This is a genomic window from Leclercia sp. M50 (assembly GCF_037150775.1).
In the GTDB taxonomy this organism is placed as follows: domain Bacteria; phylum Pseudomonadota; class Gammaproteobacteria; order Enterobacterales; family Enterobacteriaceae; genus Enterobacter.
Genome location: NZ_JBBCPK010000028.1, coordinates 12,206 through 38,770, shown reverse-complemented (window position 1 = coordinate 38,770; position 26,565 = coordinate 12,206). Strand labels below are relative to the sequence as shown.

Genomic DNA, 26,565 nt, shown 5'->3' with positions numbered 1-26,565 from the left:
AGCCTCGCAAACCTTAAAGTAACCCTATGTAATTCATGGTTAAGGCTTTTAATCCTGAAATTTGGCTCGTAAAGTGACTGCGTTGCGGCACATCCGCAATCGGGCGTAGGAACCCGTATTCTACAGAGCGATATTTATATGTCGCGACAGTGCATATCCCGTAAAATCACGGTGGCACTGGCGGAGCAGCCGAAAGGCTGGCCGTTTTCCTCTGTAGGCGGCATTCCTACCTCCGTCAGTGCTACCTCCTTTGAGCGTAGGAACTCTTAGGCTGGTTAATTCAATTAATACAGAGAGAATGTCATGATGACTACTATCCCAACCCTGACTTACCCGCAATCTGACGAACAGGTTATTCCCCCTTCCCTGACTACGCCGCTTTCTGCTGCTGCGGATCTCTTTGAGGTCGCCGATCGCTGCGCCGCTCTGGTGAGCGTATTGATCGAAACTGAGGACAGTGCTTCCCGCGCTGTGCTCTGCGAAGGTCTGCTGCACGCGCTACGCCAGCTGCGTGAACGCTGTGATGCTGCACTCCCACCACATCTTGTCGCGCAGTTGATCCAGGGGGAAACTTTCACCTCCTGTATGCCGGACTGCTGGCAGGAAACCGCGCCCCAGGTGGATTATGCGCTGGCTTTGGTGCAGGCGATTCTGGTTGGAACGTTGCCCGCAAGTGTCGAGAAAGAACTGGCGGGGCTGCTGCATGATCTGGTCTGGCTGGTTAATGAGTTTGTGAAGGAGCCTTATATTACGGTGCATTGAGTGCGGCTGGAATGTGGTGAAGGCTGACTGATTTCAGGTTTGATAGGGGGCTGTGGTGGGCCCCTGAATGCGTTTGAGGATGGGGTTGGCGTTGAGCGCATTTCTGGTTTCGTTTTTTTATCAACTGACAACATCTTTGTTGCGTATAAGAAACAATGAATGCCTGTTAAGAGCGAAAAACGGACGTTTCCCCTTAATTCTAAGCTGATAAAAATACCATCAAATAGTATTATTAATCAACGAATAATGTGATATCCTTCGTAAGGATTAATTCTTCCCTTTTAGGAATATTATGTCTGATTTAGAGAAATTCCTGCCAACTTTGAAGCGCTTATCTAAATTAGATAAGCTCTCTGAGAATGAAATTTCAAATCAATTCAGGAGAAATCATAGCGTAGAACCAGTGATTTCAAAAAGTGAGCTTTGTTATGCTTCTTTCGCAGTTAAAACTGATGATTTAAACTTCTTACTTACCGAAAGGCCAATATCATACTTAAATAGACATTGGGGACGATATTCCAATATTCAGTCGCAAGCAAACTCACTTGGTATAGCGTTACCCCTATATATTGGAGAAGGTACTCTTTCTTCTGCAATTCATGAAATTAAAAGATGTGAAAACCCACTTAAAAATTCAAGCGAATGGTTGTTCAAAAATTTCTCATTAGAAATTGCAATTGCTTACTTTAATAAGTATTTCATAAAAAGCGAATCACTAAAACATTATAAAACAATTATTTTTGAAGCTATAGAGGCTTTTTATTTGGGATATGATCATATATCTATAATGTCGCTTTTTCCTGTTTTTGAAGGCGGATTGAGAAATTTACTTGTGAAATTTTGTGATGGTGATAACACAAACACAAGTGCAGAAAGATTTGAAAAGGAAATTAGAAAACTCATTATTACATGGGGAGAACGTCAGATCCCAAATTTTGACTGGCATCCTGGAAAAGGCTATGACATTGAAACTGAGGTGGATTTTTTCACACATTTAAATCCGCAGTGTGATGTAATTAATTCAACTAGATCTTTTTTTAAAAATGTCATATATAAACCAACTGGAGGAGTTAATGAAGGTAGTTTCAATAGACATTTAACACTGCATTTGTTGAATCAAGATTTCAATGAACCATCTAATTTTGTTAGGATTTTCTTGGCATTAACACATTTAACCTTTGCAGAAAGCCTTATGAATAATAAAGTCCCATTTTTCTGGGAAGGTGTAGATGACAATGATCGACGCATTGCTTCATTCATTTCCAGAAGTGGTGATGTTATTTTTGGAATGCGTAGAAAAGTAATTAATAAACTTGGGTTAAATTTATATTGATACAGAATAATGTAAAACACAAATCAAGTATGGGTTGCATCCATCTTTTTGTTCATTGCCTACATGGTATTTATAACGTCCGGTTCTGGCACGAAGCGGATGTTTCAGCTATTCTTTTCTCCAGAAATATCATCTTAGCTTTCACAAGATATCGTAGTAGTTAACTTAATATGTCACCTCTGACAGCATAGACATGCTCGTGCTAAAGTCTCACTACTGCGACCTAATGAATCGACATGCTCTGTGAAAAAATTATCGATTGATTTTGGTATGGTGTAATGCAGAGAACTTTAATTTCTCAAATGTGCATTTCAATAAATAGAAGAAACGCAAGAATGACAAGGTTGCAATGTAAAAAAACTCTAGAGTGTATTTGATCACAAAGCAGAGCATAATGAAGTGATAAAAAACGATGCTTACAGCTTTTTATCACTATATGCATGACATCATGGAGCTGTGACTAGCCCTTGGCCATAATCATATTCGGTATTAACATTACTTACGAAATTTCTACGTGCAGTTGAATATAGCTGACCTGTGACATTTTTTGCAGTTGGGTTAACCCTTTGTTGTCTTCGCTCTTCCCACCATAAAGCTGCTACGCCAGCAACATGAGGGCAAGCCATACTAGTTCCATCGAGTGCCTTAAGGGTGTTACCCGGCCAGGCAGATAATATGTTAACGCCCGGAGCAGCCAAGGAAACATTAACATTAGAAAAACTAGCAATATCAAAAAGATCATTTTTACATTTACTGGCAGCGGAAACGGATATAACGCCCTCTGCACAGGCAGGCAATGATGTCGATATTTTGAACTTAATGTCTTCATCTCTTCTACTTTCATTCCCACTTGCTGCGATAAAAAGAGGATGATAACCAAACCCAGCATGAGACTGAGATAGTTTAATTAGAGAATCAAACATTCTTAAGTTAGAACGATACGACTCTAATGCTGTAGAGGTTGCTAGTTCAACGGGCCAGCCATTATCGACCTTATTTTTAACCATGCCAGGAAAATCAAAACCTAATGACATAGAAATAATATCAGCTCTTACTTCTAAAGCCCATAAAATAGCTTTAAAGAGAGAATCAGATGAACCTCCACCATTTTTATCAAGTACTTTAGCAATAAAAGCGTGTTCAATATCAGTGGCAATACCTATTCGGACACCATCTACATCACGACCAAATATAGTTCCTGCACAGTGAGTACCATGCCCGTTAAGATCTCCGTTTCCTTCAGATGTAAAATCCATCTCGTTAATAGAAACACCACGGAAAGCAGAGTGTGATACTTCAATGCCTGTATCTAAAACGGCAACTTTAACACCTTTTCCCGTATATTGGCTGTTTGTAACTCGAATTGCGTCAAGTCCCCAGTTTGAACCAAGCTCAGATGCAATATTATCGCTGGAAAAGGGTCTAATCAGTGAAACCGGCATTTCAGGTGCGATCATCTCAACATCAGGATCTTTTATGATGTCACTTATATCTTTTTCATTGAGAGTTTCTGTTGAAAAAGAAACATCATTTAAAAGATGATTAGTAGGAGATAAACTTCTATTCAATATATTAGTTGTAAGCGAATGCTTCTTCTTTAAAATAAAATATTTATTCATAGTTAAATTAAATCCTTCTTTTCTCTGCTAGATTTCTGTAGTGAGCTCCAAGAGCAGTAAGTTTACAGCCCTTGGACTCTATTGCTGCATAGAACATATGTTCTGCATCCACAGGTATTACTAGGCCATGTCTATTACATTGCTGTAGTTCTCTGAAAATGGCGACATTAGATTCGTTAACATGAACATGACGGATTTCTTCTGGTACTGTATTTCTGTCAGGCTCATAAGAAGGATCTAGAGGGAAAACTGATGAAGGGTCTGGGAAATACTTAGGTAAGTTTCGTAATACTGACGGTGAGACTTTGGGCTCGACCTGCCTTAGCGCTATAAAATTCTGTACATTAGCTTTGTATATTGGTCTCTGCTCCCAGGGGCCTAACGTTTGGTCAACATGTGAATATAACGCCGCTGGCGTGATGTTGCCCCTAATGTCGGCACATCCACCTTTAAGGCCATCTAGCAGGATGTCAGTAAATATCCCATGACCGTTTCCTTCAGCCGCTTGGCCATTCCTATGAGATGCGGTTAATATAGTTACCCCAGTTCCGATGACAGAAACCAGGTCATTGCCAACGGCACTTATTTCACCAAAAGATCCTGAATGACAGCAATCCAAAATGATAACCGTTGATTTTATTCTAGGATGCGCTTTATTGGCTATTCCGAGAATATCCTGCAACGACATACCCCATGAGCCTTTCCTAGCGTCTACGCTAAGAATAAATCCAGAATTTGTTGCCGGGTCAATATATCCATGGCCTGCAAAGTAGAGCACTACAATATCAGCATCATTAGTAAACAATTCTGTTATGTTTTCTTGAAGCATCTCTGCGGTGATCTCAAATGAGTCACTTGTGAGTCGTTTTACATCAAAGTTGGGATCTCCATTTCCATGACTTTCGAATAAAGTCGCCAACTCAACGGCGTCGTTTACGCAGCCTTTTAGTGGTTGCGTTGGATAATCATCAATTCCTATTATTAAAGCTTTTCTCATTATCTGTTACCATTAATCAACAGTTTGAGATTACTCCATGTCCACTTGTATAGCTTATCATTAAGCGAGGCTGCGGTTGGTTTTTGACATTGTTTATCTGAGTAACCAGACAGAAGAAAATATGGAATATTCTCTTCCTTCGCAATTTTTAACTCAGCGCTAACGCCTGTAGCACTGGCAGTATACTCACCACAGATTACACAGACAGCATCAACCGCTTTGATTCTCGAGCGAGCTTTAGCTTTCCAGTTATCATCGATATGTTCTTTGATTGACCAATCAGCAAGTTCAAAAGGGCTATCTTCATTCTTTGATTGGCCAACTAACAGCATTTTTAAGGACGAATCATGATCGTAATCAAAACTGATAAAAACACGTTTTTTTGACATTTTTAATTTTCCGTACTGTATGAGGAGAGGATGTCTATTGAAAATTGCGTGAGAGTTTATTTTTTAACGACGTATGGAATCTATCAGCATTCGCCTGAATTACTGAGAATGATTTACTAAACGTATCAGTGGTGGAACGAGACTCTCTACTGACGGTCGAGGACTCTAATAGAGAATTTCTTCGATCAATATTGTATTCATTAATAAAATAATCTATATGAGACATTGAATTCATTTGCGGCCATTTCGAAAGATATTCAGGAGGATTGCTAACGCCAGTATTGTAAGATGCTATTCGTCGACCAAGAATAGTAGCTTCGCCAATTTCAAATGGAACCCACCAGGAAAGTGCTGTTTGTGAAGACAATACTGCAATCAAATGCGTTGAGGATGATATATTTTTAGTTATTACTGAAGTGATATCATCAGTAGATTGTGATTCCGAATCTAAAAGATCAACATAGGTATCAATTCCTGCGGCTTTTAAACGCAAATGAATACTTAATGCTATATTAAAGTCGTTGCGTCTATAACTGATAAAAACAGACATATCAACTCCATTTAGGCTACATAATACATTTTGGGAAATTATAACATGAGAATAATCTTGTTTGCAATATAAGGCATTTAAGTTTATTTAATTAAAAGCAATAAAATCAATAAATTAACATTCATTACACAAAATCATTAAGTGCTATAATGAAATTAACATTTTATGGCGTATTGATAGTTTCAGTTATAATAATTTCAAATGTATTAGTTTGCATTCTAATGTTTTAATGAAAAATTGTCTTGTGGGGTTAACATGAATAATGACTCTAGTAACTTGTCTTACGATATCTTGGAAGAGCTCGCTGCGATAGAACATGAAAGATGGTCTAGATGGCAAAGCTACCTTCATGATAGATGTATTGAAAACGATGATGGCTCGCTTACCATACCTCGCGAATTTGTAGATAGATGGCGTGATCAGATGTCTAAATCCTTTTCAGAATTATCAGAAAAGGAAAAGCAGAGTGATAGAGAATTAATCTACGCGTCACAGAAAAGATTAAAAAAGATACTATCTGTCATAACCGCTCAACGTTAGGGGCATAATTGTCTCCATAAGTCTCCATAATAGGTAATCAACCATACTTTTTTACTAAAACTTCCATGTATTTATATGGACGGGCTGAGTCCGAATTCTAAACAACGCTTCATGTCACTATTGAGCAGATACTGGTAAATTAGACATCACGATTTCTGATTTAGGGAAAAAAAATCACAGATCACACTGACCTGACCATTAACCTGAGCCATGACCTGGGCGAGAAGCCGATTTCTCTCTGACCTCAGCACGTGGCCGTAGTATTAGGACTATTAATGGCGGAATCGTATACAGTGCACAGGATAAATATGACCTGAATGGAGGGAATGTCAGCCCTTCGCACAACGCCGCCAACACAACACCCCTAACAAAAACCATATCCCTGAACTAACAACCTCCCCCGAAAACAAAAAAGCGCCCGCATACCGGCGAGCGCTTTCTCACAACCCCCCAAACCCCAGCACCCCATCCCTGTCCACCAGACTTTCATAAACCCTCTCAACCGCCGCCTTCACCTTCTCCGTCATCGGATAATAAAACCCCACAATATCCGGCTGGATGCCAAGGAAAACCACCTCTCCCACATCTTCACGCAGCTGATCCACCAGGTAGTTGAGCGGCATATTGTGGGTGGTCATCATAAACATCTCGGCGATGTCGTTCGGGTCGATGCGGCGGATCTCGCCGGGGTTGAGCCCCATATCCGTCGCATCGACAATCAGCAGCCGCGCCGGGCGCAGCTCGCGGATCGCCACGATGTCGTTCTCCGGGGCGCTGCCGCCATCAAACACCACCCAGTCGCCGCGCGGGGCTTCCCGGCACATCTCGGCCAGCAGCGGACCGGCGCCGTCGTCGCCCATCATGCTGTTGCCGACGCAGAGTAATACATCAGTCACGTTGCCTCCTCACCATCAGGTAGATGGCGTTCTCCTGGTGAATGGCGTGGAGCATCACGAGCAGTGCCTCGCTCCACTCCTGCTGCTGCGCCGTCTGGCGCGCTATCGCGGCGTCAAAGGCGCTGGCCAGCATCACAATATGGTTACTGTCGATCACGATCTCCCCGTAGCGCGGCACGCCCTCCATCTTGCGCCGCGCCTCGCTCCCCGCCTCCAGGGTGGCGATCCAGTCCAGATAGGCCTCCCACGGGCAGGTGAGCGCCGCCTCCAGGCAGTCGATCACCCCCAGATGATGGCCGATGGCCAGGCCGTAGTAGATCACCTGCTGGGCATCAGCAGGCGTGTTGTCATTCTGGTCAATGAACTTGCGGCTGAGCTGGCTGAATACCACCGTCTCACTCATCACACACGCTCCTGCCCGACCACCTCAAGGAGGTTACCCACGATCTCGTTCAGGCGCGGATCGTTCTCGTTTGCCAGCCAGCGGGCCACGCTCTCGTCGCCCTCGATCAGATGACGCATAAAGTCGTCGGCGATCTGGCGGCCATAGCGGTAGCCCGCCAGGCGGCGGGCGGCGCGGTCGATGCGCACCCGCAGGGGCTGGACCATCTCCGGGTGCAGCAGTTCGGCGGGCTGGTTGTCCTGACTGCCCGGCTCGCGGGCATGGATTTTTTGCTCCAGCAGCCCCAGCGCCATGGCAAAACCGTAGAGCGTGGCGGCAGGCGACGGCGGGCAGCCGGGGATGTAGACATCCACCGGCACGATTTTGTCGGTGCCGCCCCAGACGCAGTACAGGTCGTGGAAGATGCCGCCGGAGTTGCCGCAGGCGCCGTAGGAGATGCAGATCTTCGGATCGGGGGCTGACTCCCACGCCCGCAGCGCCGGGGAGCGCATGGCGCGGGTCACCGCCCCGGTGAACAGCAGAATGTCGGCGTGACGCGGGGATGGCACCACCTTGATGCCGAAGCGCTCGGTGTCGAAAATGGGCGACAGGGTGGCGAAGATCTCAATCTCGCAGCCGTTGCAGCCGCCGCAGTCCACGCGGTAGACGTAGGCGGAGCGTTTGATTTTTTTCAGCAGCGAGGCCTTCATGCTGGCGATGGACTCGTCCACCGTGACCGGGACCGGGATCCCCTGCTCGTTACGTGGCCCTAACAGTTCGCTCATCGTGTCGCTTCCTCCATTTCCCGGGTCAGCTGGATCTTGTCCGCCGGGGTCAGCCCCTGCAGGCGCTTGCAGTCCGGGCAGGTTTCAAAACTCTCGCGATGCGATTCGGCGCGCTGGTCGCCGTTGTGGCGCAGCAGGGCGATCGCGTAATCAATCTCTTTCTGTACCGCATAGGGGCGCTTGCAAACCCGGCAGTGACAGATGTCAAAGCGCGACTGTTGCAGGAAATCCGCTTTGCTCCACACCGCCAGCTCATACTCCTGGGAGAGTTTAATGGCGGTGGTCGGGCAGACCTCCTCGCAACGGCCGCAGAAGATGCAGCGCCCCAGGTTGAACTGCCAGGCCAGCTGGCCGAACTGCAGATCCGTCTCCACCGTCAGGGCATTGGACGGGCAGGCGTTCACGCAGGCCGCGCAGCCGATACACTGCTGAGGATCGTGCTCCGGCTTGCCGCGCATATTTTTGTCAACCGCAATCGGCTGGAGGGGATAGGACTCCGTCACCGTGCCGGTTTTGATCACTTTTTTAATAAAGGTAAACATGGCAAGTCCTTATTTCAGCGGTGAATTTTTGCGCTCAATGCTGTAGCGCTCCAGCTCTTTGTAAGGCACCACCTTGCTCTTCTTCTTGCGCACATCCACCACCGTCATGCGGTCGGTGCAGGAGTAGCACGGATCGAGGCTGCCGATAATCAGCGGTGCATCGGAGACGGTGTTGCCGCGCAGCATGTAGCGCAGGGTCGGCCAGTTGGCGTAGGTGGCCGCCCGGCAGCGCCAGCGCCACAGCTTCTGGTTGTCGCCGGTCATGCTCCAGTGGATATCGTCCCCACGCGGCGCTTCGCTGAAGCCCAGCGCGAAGCGGTTCGGGATGTAGGTGAAGCCCTCCACCATCAGCGCGCCGCCCGGCAGGTTATCCAGGCCGAAGTCGATCATGTTGAGGGCGGTAAAGACCTCGTTAATGCGCACCTTCAGGCGGGAGATGACGTCGCAGCCCTGCTCGCTGTGCACTTCCATCGGCAGCAGGCCGTAACCGACAAACGGGTGATCGGCGCGGGTGTCGCGGGCGTGGCCGCTGGCGCGCACCATCGGGCCGACGTTGCTGAAGTCGCGGGCGATCTGCGGGTCGAGGCGGCCAATGCCCACGGTGCGCTGTTCGATGTTCGGCGTGCTGAGCAGAATATCCACCAGATCCTGCACCTCACGGCGCATCTGCTGGGCCAGCTGGCGGGTGGCGATCATGTCCTCTTTCAGCAGATCGCGGCGGATACCGCCGATCAAGTTCAGGCCGTAGGTTTTACGCGCCCCGGTGAGGATCTCCGCCATCTTCATGGAGGTCTCGCGCACGCGGAAGAACTGCATAAAGCCGGAGTCAAAACCGACGAAGTGGCAGGCCAGGCCGAGGTTGAGCAGGTACGAGTGCAGACGCTCCACCTCCAGCAGAATGGCGCGGATCATCTGGGCGCGTTCCGGCACCACAATCCCCATCGCGTTCTCCACCGAGGTGGTGTAGGCGGTGCTGTGGGCAAAGCCGCAGATACCGCAGACGCGATCCGACAGGAAGGTCACTTCGTTGTAGCCCATCCGCGTTTCGGCCAGCTTCTCCATGCCGCGGTGGACGTAGAACAGGCGGTAGTCGGCGTCGATGATGTTCTCGCCGTCAACGAACAGGCGGAAGTGGCCCGGCTCGTCGGAGGTGGCGTGCAGCGGGCCAATCGGCACCACGTTATTTTTCTTGTCGCCGAGCTCGTTAATGAACGCGTAGGTCTCTTTGTCGGTGGTCGGGGCCGGACGCTGGCGGTAATCCATGCTGTCTTTACGCAGCGGATAGAGTTCGTCCGGCCAGTCGTCCGGCAGCACCAGGCGGCGCTCGTCCGGCAGCCCGACCGGGATCAGGCCGTACATGTCACGCACTTCGCGCTCGCCCCAGACGGCGGCAGGTACGCGCGGGGTGACGGAGGGGAACTCCGGCTTATCGGCATCCACTTCCACGCGCACGGTGAGCCAGCAGCGGGTGCCCTGCTCCATCGACAGCACGTAGTAGACGGCATAGCTGCCGCAGAGCTGGCGTTCATCGTTGCCAAAGAGCACCGACAGCCAGCCGCCCTGTTTGTAATAGAGGAACTCGACCACTTCCGGCAGGTAGTTAATTTTCACCGTGACGGTGATTTGATCTTTAGTCTGCCAGGCTTCATCCAGCACCACGCCAGGAAAGGCCTGGTGCAGTGCGGCGAGATAGTGTTGACCAATTTTTTCTTCAGACATGGGTATTCTCTACAGTCACGCCGCCAGCAAGGAGACGAAAGCTAAAAATGCCAGACCAAAACCGGTCCAGGTAATCCGTGAGGTGGCGTTAAAGCGCAGGCGCGCCATGCTGTTCTCAAACAGGGCGATCACCAGTACGCCCACGACCAGCTTGACCACGGCGATGACGACGGCCAACGCCAGGCCGCCTGCGGAGAAGTGGCTCATCTGGCCCCAGGGGATAAACACCCCGACGAACATCTGCAACACCACCAGCTGTTTCAGGCTGATGCCCCACTTGAGCAGGGCAAAGCCCGCGCCGCTGTACTCCGACAATGGCCCTTCCTGTAGCTCCTGCTCCGCTTCGGCAAGGTCAAACGGCAGCTTGCCCATCTCGATAAAGGTGGCGAAGGCGCAGGCGCACAGAGCAAGGAATAGCGTCACGGTGTGCGCCGCCGGCCAGTGGTAGATGGTGGCGGTTACCGCGCTGATGTGGGTGGTGCCTGCCACCTGAGCGGCAACCCACAGGCCGAGCAGCAAGATCGGCTCCACCAGCACGCCGAGCATCGCTTCGCGGCTGGCACCAATCCCGGTGAACGGGCTGCCGGTATCGAGCCCGGCGATGGCGAAGAAGAAGCGCGCGGTGGCGAAGAGGTAGATCAGCGTGATGAGATCCCCCAGCGCGGGCAGCGGCGAGGCGAGCGTGATCACCGGCAGCGCGCTGGCGATGGCGAACATTACCCCCACCATCACCAACGGCATCAGGCGGAAGACCCAGCCGGAGGCGGCCGGGGCCACGCTCTGGCGGCCCAGCAGCTTGATGAGATCGCGGTACTCCTGGAAGATATCCGGCCCGCGACGGGTATGCAGGTGGGCGCGGGCCACGCGGGTGATGCCCGCCAGCAGCGGCGCTGCGGCAAAGAGCACCAGCGCCTGAATCAGTGCGTAGATCAAAGTCATGTTCAGGCTCCTCGGGAGATAACGACAACCACCAGCACCGCCAGCTCAATCAGGGCGATACGGTGGAACAACACGGCGGTGCAGTCGCACTGCCAGCCGGGGATAAAGCGCACCGGGTTGAGCCATTTGCGCAGCTTCAGCACCGGCGCGAAGGACTCCTTAACCGGCATGGCAAAGCCGTGGGCGGTGATGACCATCGACTGCTCGTGGTCGTAGCCGCACACCCAGGCGAAGCCGCGGGCGCGGTTCGCCAGGCGGTTGCCTTTGAAGAGCACCAGAACGATAAAGGGCAGCAGCAGCCCCGCCAGCAGCAGGAGGGTGATCATCGGCTGGGAGACGGTGTTCACCGCCCCGCCGTTCACCGGGAACAGGTGGCCGATCATCGGCAGAAGCCACGGCGCGGCCACGCCGCCCGCCACGCAGCAGAGCGCCGCCAGCACGGTGCTGGCGGTCATCAACCACGGGGCGCAGCAGGCGTTTTCCGCCTCCGGGGTACGCGGTGCGCCGAGGAAGGTGACGCCGTAGACTTTCGCCATACACATCACCGCCAGCGCGCCGGTGATCGCCAGGCCGGTCGCCAGCAGTGGCCCCAGCAGGCGGGCAACAAAGGCATCGTGGGTGCCGAGGTTAAAGAAGGACTGGTAGATCACCCACTCCCCGGCAAACCCGTTCAGCGGCGGCAGGGCCGCCATCGCCATCAGCCCCACCAGCATGGCCAGGGAGATGAGCGGCATTTTTTTGCCGATGCCGCCCAGCTTCTCGATATCGCGATGGCCGGTGCGATACCACACCGCCCCCGCGCCGAGGAAGAGCGCGGTTTTAAACAGGCCGTGGTTCACCAGGTGATAGAGCCCGCCGGTAAAGCCCAGCGCCACCAGCAGCGGGCTTTGCAGCGCGATGCCGCTCACCCCTGCCCCCAGGCCGAGCAGGATAATGCCGATGTTCTCCAGGGTGTGGTACGCCAGCAGGCGCTGGATGTTGTGCTCCATCAGGGCATAGAGTCCGCCGACAAAGGCGGTGATCATGCCCATCACCAGCAGCAGCACCCCGAGCCACAGCGGCGGCAGCGCCCCGCAAAGCGCGACGGTCAGCATGCCGTAGAGGCCCACCTTCATCACCACCGTGGAGAAGAGCGCCGCGGCAGGCGCGCTGGCGTTTGCATGCGCCTGGGGTGCCCAGCCGTGCAGCGGGATCACCCCCGCCAGCAGGCCAAAGCCCGCCAGACCCGGCAGCCAGATGCTGGCTCCCGGCGCCTGGTCAGAGGCCATCGCCCCCATCACCGCAAAGTCCAGGGTGCCGTAGTAGCGCCACGCCTGCCAGCAGGCGAAGGCCAGCAGCAGCGTCCCCAGACGCCCCAGCACAAACCAGAGCTTGCCGGACTGAGCGCAGCCGGTAAGAAACGCGCCGCACAGGGCCATGATCTCCGCCATCACCACCAGCCAGCCGAGGTTATCGACCATGATCGCGGCGACGGCGGCGGCCATCAGCAGGTTGGTCAGCAGGCCGTTGCTTTTAGCCTGCGGGTGGCGATGCCAGGCGACGGTAAAGAGGCTGATGAGCAGCGCCGGCAGACCGATGGCGATAAGCCACACCGCCCGGATGCCGCTCATCTGGATGTTGACGTGAAGCCAGGCGATCTCCCCCGGCTGGGAGATGTGCGGCGCGGCCAGCAGCGCAATTCCCCCCGCGGTTACCGCCAGGGCGCTGGCAATCGCCCCGCCAAAGCCGGTGATGGCGCCGCTGAGCGTGCGGTTGGCGCTGAACACCAGCGCCAGCACGGCGCTGACGAGGTACCAGCCCAGCGCCTGGTTAATTAACGAAAAGGCATTCATCAGCGCTCTCCTTGTTGCGACTGGAACAACGACAGATCGCCCAGATCCGTATTGATAGTGAGCTCGCGTTTGCGCTTGCTGGCGCGGGCGATATCCTGGTTATTCACCAGACGCAGGGATTTGGTCGGACAGGTGCGTACGCACGCCGGGCCGTCCGGGTCGAAGTGGCACAGGTCGCACTTCACCGCGATGGCGCGCACGCCCGGCACCCAGTCGAGGAACGGGCTGACGCGGGCCGGAGCCGGGGGCGCCATCGGCGCTTTGCTGGTGTTGCTGTTGGCGGGGATCGCCAGCGGGCGGCTGCCGGCAAACTCGATGGCGCCGAACGGACAGGCGATGCCGCACAGCTTGCAGCTGACGCACAGGCTTTCATTGAGCTGGATAGCGCCGTCAACGCGGGTAATGGCGTTGACCGGGCAGACCTGGGCGCAGGGGGCGTCTTCGCAGTGATGACAGAGCTGCGGCGCGGAGTCTTTACTGTTACGCATCACTTTCAGCCGCGGCTGGCTTTGCAGGCCATGCTGGCGATGGTTTTCTGAACAGGCCGCCTCACAGGTGTGGCAGCCGATACAGAGCGAGGGATCAGCAATTACAAAACGATTCACCTGGTTTCCTCTGGTGATAGTCATTTTTGACGAAAAACGGGCGGAAGTGTCATTTTCGACACCTGTCGACACCCGGCTCAGACCGCAGCGTGGTGCTGCGCGAGGACGGCGAGGGTCAGGGATTCGCCGCGCTGCGTTGCCTGCCAGATCGCGGCGTAGACCCCGCTGATTTTGTTCAGGAAATGGTTCAGCACCGCCTCACGCTGATCGACGTTGATCTCGCCATCCAGCATGCCATCGTCCCCGAGACGGGCGTGGCCAATCAGCACGCTTTCGGGGTTATCGCGCTCTTCAACGGTGTAACTGAAGATATGGCCGTTGAACGCCTGCTCCGGCGTGACGCGGATAAGGAAGTGGTCGAACAGCCAGAAGCCGAGCCCGCTGTCGGTGTTGCAGCCCACGGTAAGGTGCAGGCTGGCTTTAGAGAGGGTGATGGCCTGAATCAACGAATTGCCGTAGTGGTTCCAGTGGGATCGCAGCACCCGCTGCTGTCCGGCAATGATGGTGGCCTTCTCACTTAATTCGGAAAGTGTCATGTGACGTACCTGATGCGTAATGTGTAAAGAGTTCGCTCCCTTAAGCACGTTTCGTGCCATTTTTTAATTTCTTGAATTTGAAGGTAAATTGTTTTTAAAGCCGAAAAGATCACACAAAATGACATGTCATTTCGTCATCTTTGACCGGGCAGCGTGTCCGCTCTCGCCACCCTGCTGCTAAAAGATGGCATCAATATTGCTTAATCCGGCCAGACTTTACCGGGAACAGCACAATGCACGAAATCACCCTCTGCCAGCAGGCGCTGGAATTGATCGAAAAACAGGCTCACCAGCATCAGGCGAAACGCGTGACGGGCGTCTGGCTGCGCGTCGGCGCCTTCTCCTGCGTGGAGAGCAGCGCCCTGCAGTTTTGCTTTGAGCTGGTGTGCCGCGAGACGGTCGCCGAAGGCTGCGCCCTGCATCTCGACGAGCAGCAGGCGGAATGCTGGTGTCAGGATTGCAAAGCCTACGTCGAGCTGGTGACCCACCGCGTACGACGCTGCCCGCAGTGCGGCGGGGCGAACCTGAATATCGTCGCCGACGACGGGCTGCATATCACGCGTCTGGAAATTGAACAGGAGTAAACCATGTGTACCACCTGCGGTTGCGATCAGGGCAACCTCTATATTGAAGGCGATGAGCATAACCCGCACTCCGCTTTTCGCAGCGCCCCCTTTGCGCCGGCACACCGTCCGGCGCTGCGCATCACCCGCGTGGACGCTCAGGCTTTTACCCCGACAGAGCCCCTGGCGGGCCAGCTGGATTACGGCCACGGCGAGGCGGGCACCCATGCGCCCGGCCTCAGCCAGCGCAAAATGGTGGAGATCGAGATGGACGTGCTGGGCAAAAACAACGACCTGGCCCGGCGCAACCGCGCGCTATTCAGCGCCCGCAACCAGCTGGCGCTGAACCTGGTCTCCAGCCCCGGCTCCGGTAAAACCACCCTGCTGACCGAGACCTTAAAACGTTTGCAGCAGCGCGTACCCTGCGCGGTGATCGAGGGCGATCAGCAGACGGTGAACGACGCCGAGCGGATCCGCGCCACCGGCACCCCCGCCATCCAGGTCAACACCGGCAAGGGCTGCCATCTCGACGCGCAGATGATCGCGGATGCGATGGCGCGCCTGCCGCTGGAGGATGGCGGCATTATGTTTATTGAGAATGTCGGCAACCTGGTCTGCCCGGCGAGCTTCGATCTTGGCGAGCGCCATAAGGTGGCGGTGCTCTCCGTTACCGAAGGCGAGGATAAGCCGCTGAAGTACCCGCACATGTTCGCCGCCGCCTCGCTGATGCTGCTGAACAAGGTCGACCTGCTGCCCTACCTCAATTTTGACGTGGAGAAATGCCTCGCCGCCGCCCGGGAAGTGAACCCGGAGATTGCGATTCTGCTGGTCTCCGCCACCCGCGGCGACGGGATGGACGCCTGGCTCGACTGGCTGGAGGCGCAGCGATGTGCATAGGCATTCCTGGAAAAATCAGCGCCATCCATGACGGCATGCAGGCCAGCGTGGAGGTGTGCGGCGTACTGCGCGATGTGGATCTGACCCTTGTTGGCGATTGCGACGAAAAGGGCCAGAGCCGTCTCGGGCAGTGGGTGCTGGTGCATGTCGGCTTTGCCATGAGCGTGATTAACGAAGAGGAGGCGCTGGATACCCTCGCCGCCCTGCAGAACATGTTTGAGGTGGAGCCGGACGTTGGCCCGCTGCTGTTTGGCGAGGAGCCCCGCTGATGCGCTTTGTTGATGAATACCGCGACCCGCAAAAGGTGATGCAGCTGATCGAGGCCCTGAAGGCCCGGGCCGGGCTGCTGGCCTACACCGCTGCCCGTCCGCTGCGCATTATGGAGGTGTGCGGCGGTCACACCCACGCCATCTTTAAGTTCGGGCTGGATCAGCTCCTGCCCGACAACATCGAGTTTATTCACGGCCCCGGCTGTCCGGTCTGCGTCCTGCCGATGGGGCGGATCGATACCTGCATCGAAATCGCCAGCCATCCGGAGGTGATCTTCTGCACCTTCGGCGATGCGATGCGGGTGCCGGGGCAAAACGGCTCGCTGCTCGACGCCCGCATGCGCGGCGCGGATGTGCGGATCATCTACTCCCCCGCCGACGCGCTGAAGCTGGCCCGGCAGAACCCGGATCGCAAGGTGGTCTTCTTCGGGCTGGGGTTTGAAACCACCATGCCCGCCACCGCCCTGACCCTGCGCCAGGCAAAAGCGCTTAACGTGCAGAACTTCTTCTTTTTCTGCCAGCACATCACGCTGATCCCGGTGCTGAAAAGCCTGCTGGCGCAGCCGGAAAATGGCATCGACGCCTTCCTGGCGCCGGGGCACGTCAGCATGGTGATTGGCACCCATGCCTACGACTTTATCGCCGCCGAACATCAGCGCCCGCTGGCTGTGGCCGGTTTTGAACCGGTGGATCTGCTGCAGGGGGTGCTGATGCTGGTGGAGCAGAAGATTGCCGGCATAAGCCAGGTCGAAAATCAGTATCGCCGTATCGTCCCGGAAGCGGGCAACGCCGTGGCCCAGGCGGCCATCGCCGAGGTGTTCGGCATTGAAGGCGACAGCGAGTGGCGCGGGCTGGGGGTGATTTCGCACTCCGGCGTGCATCTCACCGAAGCGTATCGTCAGTTTGACGCCGAGCGTCACTTTCGCCCCCGGGCGCAACAGATTTGCGACGATCCCGAGGCGCGCTGCGGCGAGGTGCTCACCGGGCGCTGTAAACCGGCGCAGTGCCCGCTGTTTGGCGGCAAATGTACGCCGCAAAGCGCCTTTGGCGCGCTGATGGTCTCGTCAGAAGGGGCGTGCAGCGCCTGGTATCAGTACCGTTCTCAGGAGTGTGAAAGTTGAAACAGATAACCCTCGCCCACGGCAGCGGCGGACAGGCGATGCAGCAGCTGATCGGCGAGCTTTTTATGCGCGCCTTCGCCAACCCGCTGCTGGACGAACAGGAAGACCAGGCCCGGATCCCGCTGCACGAGCTGACCGCCCACGGCGACCGGCTGGCCTTTTCCACCGACAGCTACGTGATTGACCCGCTCTTCTTCCCCGGGGGCGATATCGGCAAGCTGGCCATCTGCGGCACCGCCAACGATGTCGCCGTGAGCGGAGCGATCCCGCGCTGGCTCTCCTGCGGCTTTATCCTCGAAGAGGGGCTGGAGATGGCGACCCTTGAGCGCATCGTCACCAGCATGGCCGCCACCGCGGCGGCGGCGGGCATTGCCATCGTCACCGGCGATACCAAGGTGGTACCGCGCGGCGCGGCAGATAAAGTGTTTATTAATACCGCCGGTATCGGTTCGGTGCCCGAGGGGGTAAACTGGGGTATGCGCCAGATTGAGGCCGGGGATGTGCTGCTGGTGAGCGGCACGCTCGGCGATCACGGCGCCACCATCCTTAACCTGCGCGAAGGGTTAGGTCTGGAGGGCGATCTGCAGAGCAACTGCGCGGTACTGACGCCGCTGATCCAGGCCCTGCGTGGCGAGCCCGGCATCAAAGCCCTGCGCGACGCCACCCGCGGCGGCGTGAACGCCGTGGCCCATGAGTTTGCCGCCAGCAGCGGCTGCGGGATTGAAATAGAAGAAGCCAGCCTGCCGGTGAAACCCGCCGTGCGCGGCGCGTGCGAACTGCTGGGGCTTGACCCGCTCAACTTCGCCAACGAAGGCAAGCTGGTTATCGTGGTGGAACGCCAGGCGGCCGAACGGGTGCTGGCCCGGCTGCGGGCGCATCCTTTGGGCGTGAACGCCGCTATTATTGGTGAGGTGGTTGAGCACAAAGGGGTACGACTTACCGGACTATACGGCGTAAAACGGTCGCTGAATTTGCCCCACAGCGAGCCACTGCCGCGAATTTGCTGATCCGGGCGGCGCATTCGTCTCTTATTTTTCTGGATACTCTGGATAAAACGCATGTCGTATACACCCACCAACGATCCTGTCGATCACGGATTGTTCGACATTACCCGTACTCTGCTGCAACAGACCGATCTTTGCGCCCTGGCGCAGGCGCTGACCCAGCATGTCCGGCAGATAAACCTCGCCGATAGCGTTCATATTCTGCTCTGGCAGTCGGAATCGCGCCGGGTCTGTCTCTACAGCACCGACGAACAGGGCTGTGATATCCGCTACGAAGATGAGCCCCTGCTGGCGAGCGGCCCTTTTCGCCGCATGCTGTCCCGCCCGGACGTGCTGCACTGCACGGCGGCGACCTTTAACGAGACCTGGCCACAGCTTGCCGCCCTCGATCGTTATCCCTCGTTTGCCCACTACTGCCTGACGCCCATCGCCGCCGATGGCCGCATCTTCGGCGGCTGCGAGTTTTTGCGCACCCAGGAGAAACCCTGGAGCGACAACGATTTTTCCCGCCTGCAAACCCTGACCCAGGCGGCCGGGCTGGCCGTGGAGCAGATCCAGGCGCGGCTGCACAACAGCGACAACTACGACCTGCTCTGGCGGGAGCGTAACGATTTTCGCCTGCTGGTGGCGATCACCAACGCCGTACTGTCGAAGCTCGACCTTGATGAGCTGGTGTCGGAGGTGGCGCAGGAGATCCAGCGCAACTTCGGCATCGACTCCATCAGCATGGTGCTGCGCAGCGATCGCAAAGGGAAGCTCCTCGTCTACTCCACCCACTATCTCGATAAAGAGGCGCCCCTGCACGACCAGAGCGAAGTGGATGAAAAGGGCACCCTGTCCGAAAAAGTGATGCGCAACAGGCAGATGCTGATGCTTAACCTGCATCACCGGGATCAGCACGCCCCCTACGAACGCATGCTGTTTGATATGTGGGGCGAGCAGGATCAGACCCTGTGCCTGTTCCCACTGATGTTCCGCGACCGGGTGCTGGGCACCCTGAAGCTGGCGCAGTGCAACGCCCAGGTGTTTACCCCGTCCAATCTGAAGCTGCTGAACCAGATTGCCGAACGTGTCGCCATCGCCGTGGATAACGCCCTCTCCTACCGGGAAATCAGCCATCTCAAGGAGCGGTTGATCGACGAAAACCTCGCCCTGACCGAGCAGATCAACAACGTTGCCACCGATTTTGGCGAAATCATTGGCCGCAGCAGCGCCATGATGACGGTGATGAAGCAGGTGGAGATGGTCGCCCGGAGCAACAGCACCGTGCTGATCCTCGGCGAGACCGGCACCGGTAAGGAGCTGATTGCCCGCGCCATTCACAACCAGAGCGGGCGCAGCGACCGGCGGATGGTGAAGATGAACTGCGCGGCGATGCCTGCCGGGCTACTGGAGAGCGATCTCTTTGGCCACGAACGCGGGGCCTTTACCGGCGCCAGCGCCCAGCGCATTGGCCGCTTTGAGCTGGCGGACAAAAGCACCCTGTTTCTGGATGAAGTGGGCGATATGCCCATTGAGCTCCAGCCCAAGCTGCTGCGCGTACTCCAGGAGCAGGAGTTTGAGCGCCTCGGCAGCAACCGCATCATCCACACCGACGTGCGGCTGATTGCCGCCACCAACCGCGATCTGACGCAGATGGTGGCCGACCGCGAATTCCGCAGCGATCTCTACTATCGCCTTAACGTCTTCCCCATCTTCCTGCCGCCGCTGCGCGAACGCCCGGAAGATATTCCCCTGCTGGTGAAATCTTTCACCTTTAAGATTGCCCACCGGCTGGGGCGCAACATCGACAGCATACCGGCGGAGACCCTGCGCCAGCTCAGCAGGATGGAGTGGCCAGGCAACGTACGCGAGCTGGAAAACGTGATTGAGCGTGCCGTGTTGCTCACCCGCGGCAATGTCCTGCAGCTTTCGATGCCGGATATCGATTTTCATCGCGCCAGCAGTGCCGCGCCGGAGACCGTGGTAAGCGATATCCGCGAAGGCGAGGAGGAGTATCAGCACATCGTGCGGGTGCTGAAAGAGACCAACGGGGTGATCGCCGGACCGCGAGGCGCAGCCCAGCGTCTGGGGCTGAAACGCACCACCCTGCTGTCGCGCATGAAGCGCCTGGGGATCGACAAAAACGCCCTCCTTTGAGCAACCTGGCCGCAAACAGGTTAAGATAGCGCTCCTTTTGTCCACCGCGAGAAGAACATGCAGACCACCCACGCCACATTTCTTCTCGCCGGACAGACCGTTCACCGCATCACCTTCGAGCCCGCCACCTTCACCGAGGCCGATCTGCTCTGGCTTCCGCACCATCACCAGCTCTCTGACGCCGGACGCAAACGCAAAGCCGACCACCTGGCCGGGCGCATCGCCGCCTTTCATGCCCTGAACCGGCAGGCCATTCCCGGCATCGGCAGCAGCGGCGAACCGCTGTGGCCTGCCGGTGTGCGAGGCAGCCTCTCCCACAGCGGCACGCAAGCGGTAGCGATTTGCCGCGATAATGGCCTGGTGGGAATCGATTGCGAAGCGATTATCGCGGAAAACGAAGCGCGTGAGATTCAGGATGGCGTGATTGATCCTGCTGAAGCCCGGCTGTTGGCCGAGTGCGGTTTACCCTTCGCGCTCGCCTTCACCCTGGTGTTTAGCGCCAAAGAGAGCCTGTTCAAAGCGCTCTTCCCTCAGGTACAGGCGTGGATGGGGTTTGAGTGCGCGCGCGTCACCTCCCTGACCGCCGACGCGCTGACCTTAATGCTGACCCGCCCGCTTCCTCCCTTCACACAAAATCAGGTATTTACCGCGCACTGGCTGCGTAAAGACGCGACGGTCGTGACGCTGATTTGTGATGAATAATTGCTCAGGATCGTGATCCTTTTCTCCTTTTAAACAAATTAGCTGCCTGAACCGTAGACAGTTTTATCAGGCAGTCTTATCGTTACATTGAATAATAAATCATTATTGAATAAATATTCAATGTGGAGAAAAAGAATGAACACGACCTTTGTAAAATCCGCTTTACTGGCCTCAATGATCGCCGCTTCCGGTTCCCTGTTTGCCGCCGATAACGGACTCATTGCGATTATTACCCCCTCACACGACAACCCGTTCTTCAAGGCTGAAGCCGACGGCGCGGCGGCGAAGGCAAAGGAGCTGGGCTACACCACCCTTGTCGCCTCGCACGACGATGACGTGAACAAACAAAACCAGCTGATTGAAACCGCCATCGCCCGTAAGGCGAAAGCGATCATCCTGGATAACGCCGGGGCGGATGCCACCGTCGGTCCGCTGGAGAAGGCCAAAGCGGCAGGCGTCCCTGCCTTCCTGATCGATCGTGAAATCAACAAAACCGGCGTGGCGGTAGCGCAGATTGTCTCGAACAACTATCAGGGGGCGCAGCTCGGTGCGGAGAAATTCGTCAAGCTGCTGGACGGCAAAGGGAAATACGTTGAGCTGCTGGGCCGTCCATCGGATACCAACGCCCACGTGCGCTCCCAGGGCTATCACGATGTGATCGACGACTACCCGGAGATGAAGATGGTGGCGCAGCAGACCGCCAACTGGAGCCAGACCGAAGCCTTCACCCGTATGGAAGCCATTCTGCAGACCAACCCCGATATCGTGGGCGTGATCTCCGGTAACGACACCATGGCGCTGGGCGCCGAAGCCGCCCTGAAGGCCGCCGGGAAGAACAACGTGATTGTGGTCGGCTTTGACGGCAGCGACTACACCCGCGACTCGATCCTGAAGAACGGCAACATCAAAGCCACGGTGCTGCAGCCAGGCTGGCAGCAGGCGCAGATGGCCGTTGAGCAGGCCGACTACTACCTGAAAAACGGCAAAGCGCAAAAAGATGAGAAGCAGCTGATGGACTGCGTGCTCATCGACGAATCCAACGCCAGCAAGCTGAACCTGTTTAACCTCAGCAAATAAGCGGAGGCAGTATGCGATTAACACAATGGGGCGCCGCGCTGACAGGCGCAGCCGCCCTGTTGCTGACGGCCTGCACCGTGGTGGATCTGGATGAGAACGGCAAGCCGATCATGCCTGCCGATCCCAACGCCAAAGCGAGCTTTGACAACCAGACCCCACAGCAGATCGCGCAACAAACCTGGCAGCCGCGGATCCTCGACGCCGCAAAAAATCATGCCCTGGACGCCAGCGCCCTCTCCACCCAGCTGAACACGCCCGCAGCCACACCGCAGAGCGTCTTCGTGCGCCTTACCGGCAAGGTGGAGCGCGTGGATGCCAGCAACGCGCGTGAGCAGAAGCTGGTGATGACGGTGAACGGCCAGCCGGTGGAGATCCAGAGCGGTCCGGTGATGCGCGGCAACGCCATCCGCGACGCCGCCGGGTTCCGCTTCGATGAATTTACCAACCAGGTTCAGTATGCCCAGCTCTCCCGCGCCCTCAACCGCGAGGCGGCGAAGCATCTGCCGAAAATTGACGACAGCTGGAGCGGCAAAAATGCCACCGTGCTGTTCGCCACCACCCTGACGGGCGGCAAGGCGAATGAGGCGGCAGCGCTGGAACTGAAACAGGAGACGCCGTGATGAGCGATACCCCGGCAGACGACATTATCCTCAGCACCCGCGGCATCTCGATGCTCTTTCCCGGCACCGTGGCGCTGGATAAGGTCGATTACCGCGTCTGGCGCGGCAAAGTGAACGTGATTATCGGCGAGAACGGCGCCGGGAAATCGACGCTGATGAAGATCCTCGCTGGCGTCCAGCAGCCCAGCCTCGGCGAGATGTGGCTCAACGGCAAACAGGTCTCGTTCGCCAGTACCCGGGATGCCGCCGCCCACGGCATTGGCATGGTGCACCAGGAGCTGAACCTGTTTGAGAACCTCAACGTGGCGGAGAACGTTTTCCTTGGCCGCGAGCTGCAAAAAGGGGTAACGCCGATCAACGAGGCGGAGCAGGAGGCCCGCACCGCGGAGCTGCTGAAGCGCCTCGATCAGCCTATCTCCCCGCGGGAGCTGGTGGGCAACCTGAAGGTGGGACAGCAGCAGCTGATCGAGATCGCCAAGGCGCTGGCCGAGGATGCCGACATCCTGATCCTCGACGAGCCCACCTCGGCGCTGAGTAAAACCGAGGTGGAGATCCTGTTTCGGGTGATCCGCGAGCTGACCCGTCAGGGGGTCTCCATCATCTATATCTCCCACCGGCTGGAAGAGCTGATGGCGATAGGCGATGTGATCACCATTCTGCGCGACGGCAAATTCCAGGCCGAAGCGAAGGTGCAGGATATCGACGTGCCGTGGATTGTGCGCGAGATGCTCGGCAGCGACCCGGTGAGTAACTTCCTTGAGCCGGGCCGCACCTTCGGCGCGCCGGTGCTGGAGGCGGAGCACATCACCTGCGTCAACGCAGCCGGGAATACGGTGGTCAACGACGTCAGCTTCCAGGTCAAAGCCGGGGAGATCGTCGGCATCTACGGCCTGATGGGGGCCGGACGCACGGAGCTTTTTGAGTGCATGCTCGGCACCGAGCGCAACTATCTGGGCAAGCTGTGGCTCGACAGTAAACCGGTGCCCCAGCGCTTAACCACCGCCGAGCGTATCCGCATGGGGATGAGCCTGGTGCCGGAAGACCGCAAACGCACCGGGATTTTCCCCGGCTCGTCGGTGGCCAGCAACCTGACCATCGCCAGCCTCTGGCGTCGGTTGCAGCGCGGCTTTGCCATCGCGCAAAAGGCGGAGCAGCAGGTCGTCGCCAGCACCATCGGCAACCTGTCGATTAAGGTCTCCACCCCGGAAGTAGAGATCCAGGCGCTCAGCGGCGGCAACCAGCAAAAGGTGGTGATTGGCCGCTCGCTGCTGACCAACCCGAAGGTGCTCTTCCTTGATGAGCCGACCCGCGGCATCGACGTGGGGGCCAAAGCGGACGTATTCCGCATGATGGTGCAGCTCTCTGAGGAGGGGATCGCGGTGGTCTTCTCCACCTCGGATTTGAAAGAGATTATGGCGGTATCTGACCGCATTCTGGTGATGTCCGGCGGCAAACTGACCGCCGATATTGTTCGCGATCGGGCCGAAGAGTCGGCACTGGTAACCGCAAGTGCTCAGGGGTTCTAAGATGAAAACGACACAGTCTGTCGCGCTGGCGCCGCATAAAGGGGCCTCGCTTTCCCGGGAAAATGTTCTGCTGCTGTTGCTGAAAATGCGCACCTTCATTGCGCTGTTTTTGATTGTCGGCTTCTTCACCATGACCGTGCCGGGCTTTCTCTCCACCGGCAGCCTGGTGATCATGATTAAACATATCGCCATCAACGCCTTCCTGGCGCTGGGGATCACCTTTGTGATCATCACCGCCGGGATCGACCTCTCCATCGGCGCTACCCTGGGGCTGTGCGGGATGATTGCCGGGTGGATGATCACCAAAGGGATTGTGCTGCCGATGTTTGGCATCGCCATCTTCCCGAGCGTGTGGGTGATTGTGCCCGTGGTGCTGCTGATTGGCGCACTGATAGGGGCGGTGAACGGCTGGATCATCACCCGCTATAACGTCGCGCCCTTTATCTGCACGCTGGGTACCATGTACGTGCTGCGCGGCGCGTCGATGCTGACCTCCGACGGCCAGACCTTCCCGGGGCTCTCCGGTAACCCGCAGCTGGGGAATACCGGCTTTGATGAGATTGGCGCAGGCACGTTCCTCGGCATTCCGTGGGCCATCTGGATGATGATCGTGCTGGCGCTGGTCATCGCCTACATCGCCCGCCGCCTGCCCTTTGGACGCCACGTCTACGCCATCGGCGATAACGAACGCGCGGCAGAACTCTCCGGGGTGCGGGTCAAGCAGGTGAAAGTGCTGGTCTATACCCTGTCGGGGTTCTGCGCTGCCATCGCCGGGATTGTGGTCTCTGCGCAATTGCTGGCGAGCCATCCGGCCAACGGCACCGCCTTTGAGATGAACGCCATCGCCGCGGTGGTGCTGGGCGGCACCTCGCTTGCCGGCGGCCGCGGCACCATTCTCGGCACCCTGATCGGCGCCTTCGTCATCGGCTTTTTGGCCGACGGCCTGGTGATGATGGGGGTGAGCGAGTTCTGGCAGATGGTGATCAAAGGGATTGTGATTATCGTGGCGGTGATTATCGACCAGATGCAAAACCGGATGCAGCAGAAAGCGGCGGTGGTGGCGCAGAAGGCGGTGATGGAAGGGAAGTAGCGACATTGTGCGGGGTTTATGCCGGGTGGCGCTACGCTTACCCGGCCTACAACGGCACAACATGTAGGCCCATGCAAGGCGAAGCCGCCGCCGGGCAAAATGCACTGCTTACGATGTCTTCAATAAACTCCGCGCCGTCGGGTAATCGGTGATTAACACGTCGATATACTTCCCTTCCAGCGCCCCGCGAATGGCGTTGCGTTTCTCTTCCCCGCCCGCCAGGGCGATTACCTGCGGGCAGGCGCGGATCTGCGCCAGCTCCATACCAATCACCGGATCTTCTTCGGCACTCAGCACCGGCTCGCCTTTCGCATCGTAGTAATGCAGGCAGATATCCCCTACCGCCCCGCGTTCGGCCAGCAGTTTGAGCATCTCTTCGTTGTAGTAGTTGCCGGAGTTCTTCAGCAGCTGCGACGGCTCCAGCTCGCCGATGCCGACGATCGCCACATCCACTTCGGCAAATTTGCTTACCACCGCCGCCACGTCCGGGCTGCTAACCAGCCGGGCGCGCTCCTCTACCGAGTGCTCAATACTTTGCGACGGCAACAGCCACGCCGGGCAGCCAAGGTGTGCCGCCAGCTGCTGGGTGAGGATGGTCGCCTGCACGTTGCCGTTGGGACCTACACCGCCAAGGAGCTGGATCACCCCCGCGGCGCGGATATTCTGCGGGTGCATCTCATCCACCATGCAGCGGATGGTGCTGCTCCAGGAGGAGATCCCCACCAGGTCTTCCGGACGCAGGCGGGTTTCGACATAGTGCGCCGCCGCGCTGCCGATGGCGTGCTTGATCTGGGCACTGGACGGGTTCTCGCCCACGTCCACCACGATGGCCTGGCGGATGCCGTACTGCTCCTCCAGCGCCTTTTCCAGCGAGACAAAAATATTGGTAGGCTGAACGACGGTAATTTTGACCAGCCCCTCTTTCTGGCAACGCGTCAGCGCCCGCGACACGAAGGATTGTGAGAGGTGCAGCAGCGAGGCAATCTCGGACTGCTTTTTATTCTCGCTGTAGTAAAGTGTGGCGATCTTCACCAGCAATCGCTGTTCATCCTGTTTCGACATAACGTTCCCCTTAATCGGCTGTCGTTATTTTTATTCATCACTGAATATTTAACAAGCAAGCGCCTGCCC

28 protein-coding genes are annotated in these 26,565 nt (G+C 56.3%); 14 read left to right on the top strand and 14 right to left on the bottom strand.

The features are described from left to right. Positions 1–117 precede the first annotated feature (117 nt). The 3 genes from WFM46_RS09215 to WFM46_RS09205 all read left to right on the top strand — a co-directional run bounded on the left by WFM46_RS09215 (position 118) and on the right by WFM46_RS09205 (position 2,095). On the top strand, positions 118–270 hold the full coding sequence (locus tag WFM46_RS09215; RefSeq protein ID WP_442913451.1) for an ash family protein: 153 nt from the start codon (positions 118–120) through the stop codon (positions 268–270). Between the two features lie 36 nt (positions 271–306). Continuing rightward, entirely contained in the window at positions 307–762 is a 456-nt protein-coding gene (locus WFM46_RS09210; protein ID WP_336997484.1) for a hypothetical protein, read from the top strand. 292 nt (positions 763–1,054) lie between these two features. Continuing rightward, the gene (locus WFM46_RS09205) at positions 1,055–2,095 is read left to right on the top strand and encodes a hypothetical protein (RefSeq protein WP_336997479.1); all 1,041 of its coding nucleotides are present in this window, start codon (positions 1,055–1,057) and stop codon (positions 2,093–2,095) included. 446 nt (positions 2,096–2,541) lie between these two features. On the opposite strand, the gene WFM46_RS09200 is transcribed toward WFM46_RS09205, so the two are convergent. From WFM46_RS09200 to WFM46_RS09140, 13 genes are all read right to left on the bottom strand, one after another. Continuing rightward, positions 2,542–3,714, bottom strand: a complete 1,173-nt coding sequence (locus WFM46_RS09200; RefSeq protein WP_336997478.1) for a S8 family peptidase — start codon at positions 3,712–3,714, stop codon at positions 2,542–2,544. A gap of 7 nt (positions 3,715–3,721) precedes the next feature. Continuing rightward, on the bottom strand, positions 3,722–4,711 hold the full coding sequence (locus WFM46_RS09195) for a caspase family protein (RefSeq protein WP_336997477.1): 990 nt from the start codon (positions 4,709–4,711) through the stop codon (positions 3,722–3,724). Then, on the bottom strand, positions 4,711–5,100 hold the full coding sequence (locus tag WFM46_RS09190; RefSeq protein ID WP_336997476.1) for a TIR domain-containing protein: 390 nt from the start codon (positions 5,098–5,100) through the stop codon (positions 4,711–4,713). Before WFM46_RS09190 ends, WFM46_RS09195 begins: the two co-directional genes overlap by 1 nt. Positions 5,101–5,134: 34 nt before the next feature. After that, complete coding sequence (locus tag WFM46_RS09185; protein ID WP_336997475.1) at positions 5,135–5,650, bottom strand: toll/interleukin-1 receptor domain-containing protein; 516 nt, start codon at positions 5,648–5,650, stop codon at positions 5,135–5,137. 980 nt (positions 5,651–6,630) lie between these two features. Next, complete coding sequence (gene hycI, locus WFM46_RS09180) at positions 6,631–7,086, bottom strand: hydrogenase maturation peptidase HycI (protein WP_336997474.1); 456 nt, start codon at positions 7,084–7,086, stop codon at positions 6,631–6,633. Beyond that, positions 7,079–7,489 carry a formate hydrogenlyase maturation protein HycH gene (locus tag WFM46_RS09175; RefSeq protein ID WP_180210774.1) on the bottom strand — a complete coding sequence of 137 codons (411 nt, stop codon included), beginning with the start codon at positions 7,487–7,489 and terminating at the stop codon, positions 7,079–7,081. The genes hycI and WFM46_RS09175 overlap by 8 nt, the downstream gene beginning before the upstream one ends. Beyond that, positions 7,489–8,253, bottom strand: a complete 765-nt coding sequence (gene nuoB / locus WFM46_RS09170; protein WP_103178602.1) for an NADH-quinone oxidoreductase subunit B family protein — start codon at positions 8,251–8,253, stop codon at positions 7,489–7,491. Before nuoB ends, WFM46_RS09175 begins: the two co-directional genes overlap by 1 nt. Further along, positions 8,250–8,795, bottom strand: a complete 546-nt coding sequence (locus tag WFM46_RS09165) for a formate hydrogenlyase complex iron-sulfur subunit (protein WP_103178601.1) — start codon at positions 8,793–8,795, stop codon at positions 8,250–8,252. The genes nuoB and WFM46_RS09165 overlap by 4 nt, the downstream gene beginning before the upstream one ends. Positions 8,796–8,804: 9 nt before the next feature. After that, a complete protein-coding gene (gene hycE / locus WFM46_RS09160) occupies positions 8,805–10,514 on the bottom strand; it encodes a formate hydrogenlyase subunit HycE (RefSeq protein WP_336997473.1) in 1,710 nt (569 codons plus the stop codon). Positions 10,515–10,529: 15 nt separating this feature from the next. Beyond that, complete coding sequence (locus WFM46_RS09155) at positions 10,530–11,453, bottom strand: respiratory chain complex I subunit 1 family protein (RefSeq protein WP_336997472.1); 924 nt, start codon at positions 11,451–11,453, stop codon at positions 10,530–10,532. 2 nt (positions 11,454–11,455) lie between these two features. Further along, positions 11,456–13,285 (bottom strand): formate hydrogenlyase subunit 3, encoded by a 1,830-nt coding sequence (gene hycC, locus WFM46_RS09150; RefSeq protein ID WP_336997471.1) that lies wholly within the window; start codon positions 13,283–13,285, stop codon positions 11,456–11,458. Then, positions 13,285–13,890 (bottom strand): 4Fe-4S dicluster domain-containing protein, encoded by a 606-nt coding sequence (locus WFM46_RS09145; protein ID WP_103178597.1) that lies wholly within the window; start codon positions 13,888–13,890, stop codon positions 13,285–13,287. The genes hycC and WFM46_RS09145 overlap by 1 nt, the downstream gene beginning before the upstream one ends. Before the next feature lie 77 nt (positions 13,891–13,967). Next, entirely contained in the window at positions 13,968–14,426 is a 459-nt protein-coding gene (locus WFM46_RS09140) for a transcriptional regulator (protein WP_158251038.1), read from the bottom strand. 233 nt (positions 14,427–14,659) lie between these two features. Between WFM46_RS09140 and hypA the strand changes: the two genes are divergently transcribed. From hypA to WFM46_RS09085, 11 genes are all read left to right on the top strand, one after another. Further along, positions 14,660–15,010: a hydrogenase maturation nickel metallochaperone HypA gene (gene hypA, locus WFM46_RS09135; RefSeq protein WP_336997470.1), complete on the top strand. Its 351-nt coding sequence runs from the start codon at positions 14,660–14,662 to the stop codon at positions 15,008–15,010. A 3-nt stretch (positions 15,011–15,013) separates the two neighbouring features. Further along, positions 15,014–15,886 (top strand): hydrogenase nickel incorporation protein HypB, encoded by an 873-nt coding sequence (gene hypB, locus WFM46_RS09130; protein ID WP_114315690.1) that lies wholly within the window; start codon positions 15,014–15,016, stop codon positions 15,884–15,886. Then, positions 15,877–16,155 carry a HypC/HybG/HupF family hydrogenase formation chaperone gene (locus WFM46_RS09125; protein ID WP_103178593.1) on the top strand — a complete coding sequence of 93 codons (279 nt, stop codon included), beginning with the start codon at positions 15,877–15,879 and terminating at the stop codon, positions 16,153–16,155. Before hypB ends, WFM46_RS09125 begins: the two co-directional genes overlap by 10 nt. Then, positions 16,155–17,276, top strand: a complete 1,122-nt coding sequence (hypD, locus tag WFM46_RS09120) for a hydrogenase formation protein HypD (RefSeq protein ID WP_103178592.1) — start codon at positions 16,155–16,157, stop codon at positions 17,274–17,276. Before WFM46_RS09125 ends, hypD begins: the two co-directional genes overlap by 1 nt. Further along, positions 17,273–18,283 carry a hydrogenase expression/formation protein HypE gene (hypE, locus tag WFM46_RS09115; protein WP_336997469.1) on the top strand — a complete coding sequence of 337 codons (1,011 nt, stop codon included), beginning with the start codon at positions 17,273–17,275 and terminating at the stop codon, positions 18,281–18,283. The genes hypD and hypE overlap by 4 nt, the downstream gene beginning before the upstream one ends. 51 nt (positions 18,284–18,334) lie before the next feature. Beyond that, positions 18,335–20,419 (top strand): formate hydrogenlyase transcriptional activator FlhA, encoded by a 2,085-nt coding sequence (flhA, locus tag WFM46_RS09110; protein WP_336997468.1) that lies wholly within the window; start codon positions 18,335–18,337, stop codon positions 20,417–20,419. Positions 20,420–20,476: 57 nt separating this feature from the next. Further along, entirely contained in the window at positions 20,477–21,121 is a 645-nt protein-coding gene (entD, locus tag WFM46_RS09105) for an enterobactin synthase subunit EntD (RefSeq protein ID WP_336997467.1), read from the top strand. A 135-nt stretch (positions 21,122–21,256) separates the two neighbouring features. Next, entirely contained in the window at positions 21,257–22,198 is a 942-nt protein-coding gene (locus WFM46_RS09100) for a D-ribose ABC transporter substrate-binding protein (RefSeq protein ID WP_156654048.1), read from the top strand. Between the two features lie 11 nt (positions 22,199–22,209). After that, complete coding sequence (locus WFM46_RS09095) at positions 22,210–22,818, top strand: DUF2291 family protein (protein WP_103178587.1); 609 nt, start codon at positions 22,210–22,212, stop codon at positions 22,816–22,818. Then, positions 22,818–24,344: a sugar ABC transporter ATP-binding protein gene (locus WFM46_RS09090; protein ID WP_180210766.1), complete on the top strand. Its 1,527-nt coding sequence runs from the start codon at positions 22,818–22,820 to the stop codon at positions 24,342–24,344. The genes WFM46_RS09095 and WFM46_RS09090 overlap by 1 nt, the downstream gene beginning before the upstream one ends. 1 nt (position 24,345) lies before the next feature. Beyond that, positions 24,346–25,434, top strand: coding sequence for an ABC transporter permease (locus tag WFM46_RS09085; RefSeq protein ID WP_159339760.1), 1,089 nt, complete (start codon positions 24,346–24,348; stop codon positions 25,432–25,434). A 108-nt stretch (positions 25,435–25,542) separates the two neighbouring features. Here the strand turns inward: WFM46_RS09085 and WFM46_RS09080 are convergent, their stop codons facing one another. Beyond that, the gene (locus WFM46_RS09080) at positions 25,543–26,496 is read right to left on the bottom strand and encodes a sugar-binding domain-containing protein (protein ID WP_180210765.1); all 954 of its coding nucleotides are present in this window, start codon (positions 26,494–26,496) and stop codon (positions 25,543–25,545) included. Positions 26,497–26,565 lie beyond the last annotated feature (69 nt).

Bases quoted from the DNA above. Each gene is read 5' to 3' on its own strand.
- WFM46_RS09210 (WP_336997484.1), top strand. From the start codon at position 307: ATGACTACTATCCCAACCCTGACTTACCCGCAATCTGACGAACAGGTT.
- WFM46_RS09205 (WP_336997479.1), top strand. From the start codon at position 1,055: ATGTCTGATTTAGAGAAATTCCTGCCAACTTTGAAGCGCTTATCTAAA.
- WFM46_RS09200 (WP_336997478.1), bottom strand. From the start codon at position 3,714: ATGAATAAATATTTTATTTTAAAGAAGAAGCATTCGCTTACAACTAAT.
- WFM46_RS09195 (WP_336997477.1), bottom strand. From the start codon at position 4,711: ATGAGAAAAGCTTTAATAATAGGAATTGATGATTATCCAACGCAACCA.
- WFM46_RS09190 (WP_336997476.1), bottom strand. From the start codon at position 5,100: ATGTCAAAAAAACGTGTTTTTATCAGTTTTGATTACGATCATGATTCG.
- WFM46_RS09185 (WP_336997475.1), bottom strand. From the start codon at position 5,650: ATGTCTGTTTTTATCAGTTATAGACGCAACGACTTTAATATAGCATTA.
- WFM46_RS09175 (WP_180210774.1), bottom strand. From the start codon at position 7,489: ATGAGTGAGACGGTGGTATTCAGCCAGCTCAGCCGCAAGTTCATTGAC.
- nuoB (WP_103178602.1), bottom strand. From the start codon at position 8,253: ATGAGCGAACTGTTAGGGCCACGTAACGAGCAGGGGATCCCGGTCCCG.
- WFM46_RS09165 (WP_103178601.1), bottom strand. From the start codon at position 8,795: ATGTTTACCTTTATTAAAAAAGTGATCAAAACCGGCACGGTGACGGAG.
- hycE (WP_336997473.1), bottom strand. From the start codon at position 10,514: ATGTCTGAAGAAAAAATTGGTCAACACTATCTCGCCGCACTGCACCAG.
- WFM46_RS09155 (WP_336997472.1), bottom strand. From the start codon at position 11,453: ATGACTTTGATCTACGCACTGATTCAGGCGCTGGTGCTCTTTGCCGCA.
- hycC (WP_336997471.1), bottom strand. From the start codon at position 13,285: ATGAATGCCTTTTCGTTAATTAACCAGGCGCTGGGCTGGTACCTCGTC.
- WFM46_RS09140 (WP_158251038.1), bottom strand. From the start codon at position 14,426: ATGACACTTTCCGAATTAAGTGAGAAGGCCACCATCATTGCCGGACAG.
- hypA (WP_336997470.1), top strand. From the start codon at position 14,660: ATGCACGAAATCACCCTCTGCCAGCAGGCGCTGGAATTGATCGAAAAA.
- hypB (WP_114315690.1), top strand. From the start codon at position 15,014: ATGTGTACCACCTGCGGTTGCGATCAGGGCAACCTCTATATTGAAGGC.
- WFM46_RS09125 (WP_103178593.1), top strand. From the start codon at position 15,877: ATGTGCATAGGCATTCCTGGAAAAATCAGCGCCATCCATGACGGCATG.
- hypD (WP_103178592.1), top strand. From the start codon at position 16,155: ATGCGCTTTGTTGATGAATACCGCGACCCGCAAAAGGTGATGCAGCTG.
- flhA (WP_336997468.1), top strand. From the start codon at position 18,335: ATGTCGTATACACCCACCAACGATCCTGTCGATCACGGATTGTTCGAC.
- entD (WP_336997467.1), top strand. From the start codon at position 20,477: ATGCAGACCACCCACGCCACATTTCTTCTCGCCGGACAGACCGTTCAC.
- WFM46_RS09100 (WP_156654048.1), top strand. From the start codon at position 21,257: ATGAACACGACCTTTGTAAAATCCGCTTTACTGGCCTCAATGATCGCC.
- WFM46_RS09095 (WP_103178587.1), top strand. From the start codon at position 22,210: ATGCGATTAACACAATGGGGCGCCGCGCTGACAGGCGCAGCCGCCCTG.
- WFM46_RS09090 (WP_180210766.1), top strand. From the start codon at position 22,818: ATGAGCGATACCCCGGCAGACGACATTATCCTCAGCACCCGCGGCATC.
- WFM46_RS09085 (WP_159339760.1), top strand. From the start codon at position 24,346: ATGAAAACGACACAGTCTGTCGCGCTGGCGCCGCATAAAGGGGCCTCG.
- WFM46_RS09080 (WP_180210765.1), bottom strand. From the start codon at position 26,496: ATGTCGAAACAGGATGAACAGCGATTGCTGGTGAAGATCGCCACACTT.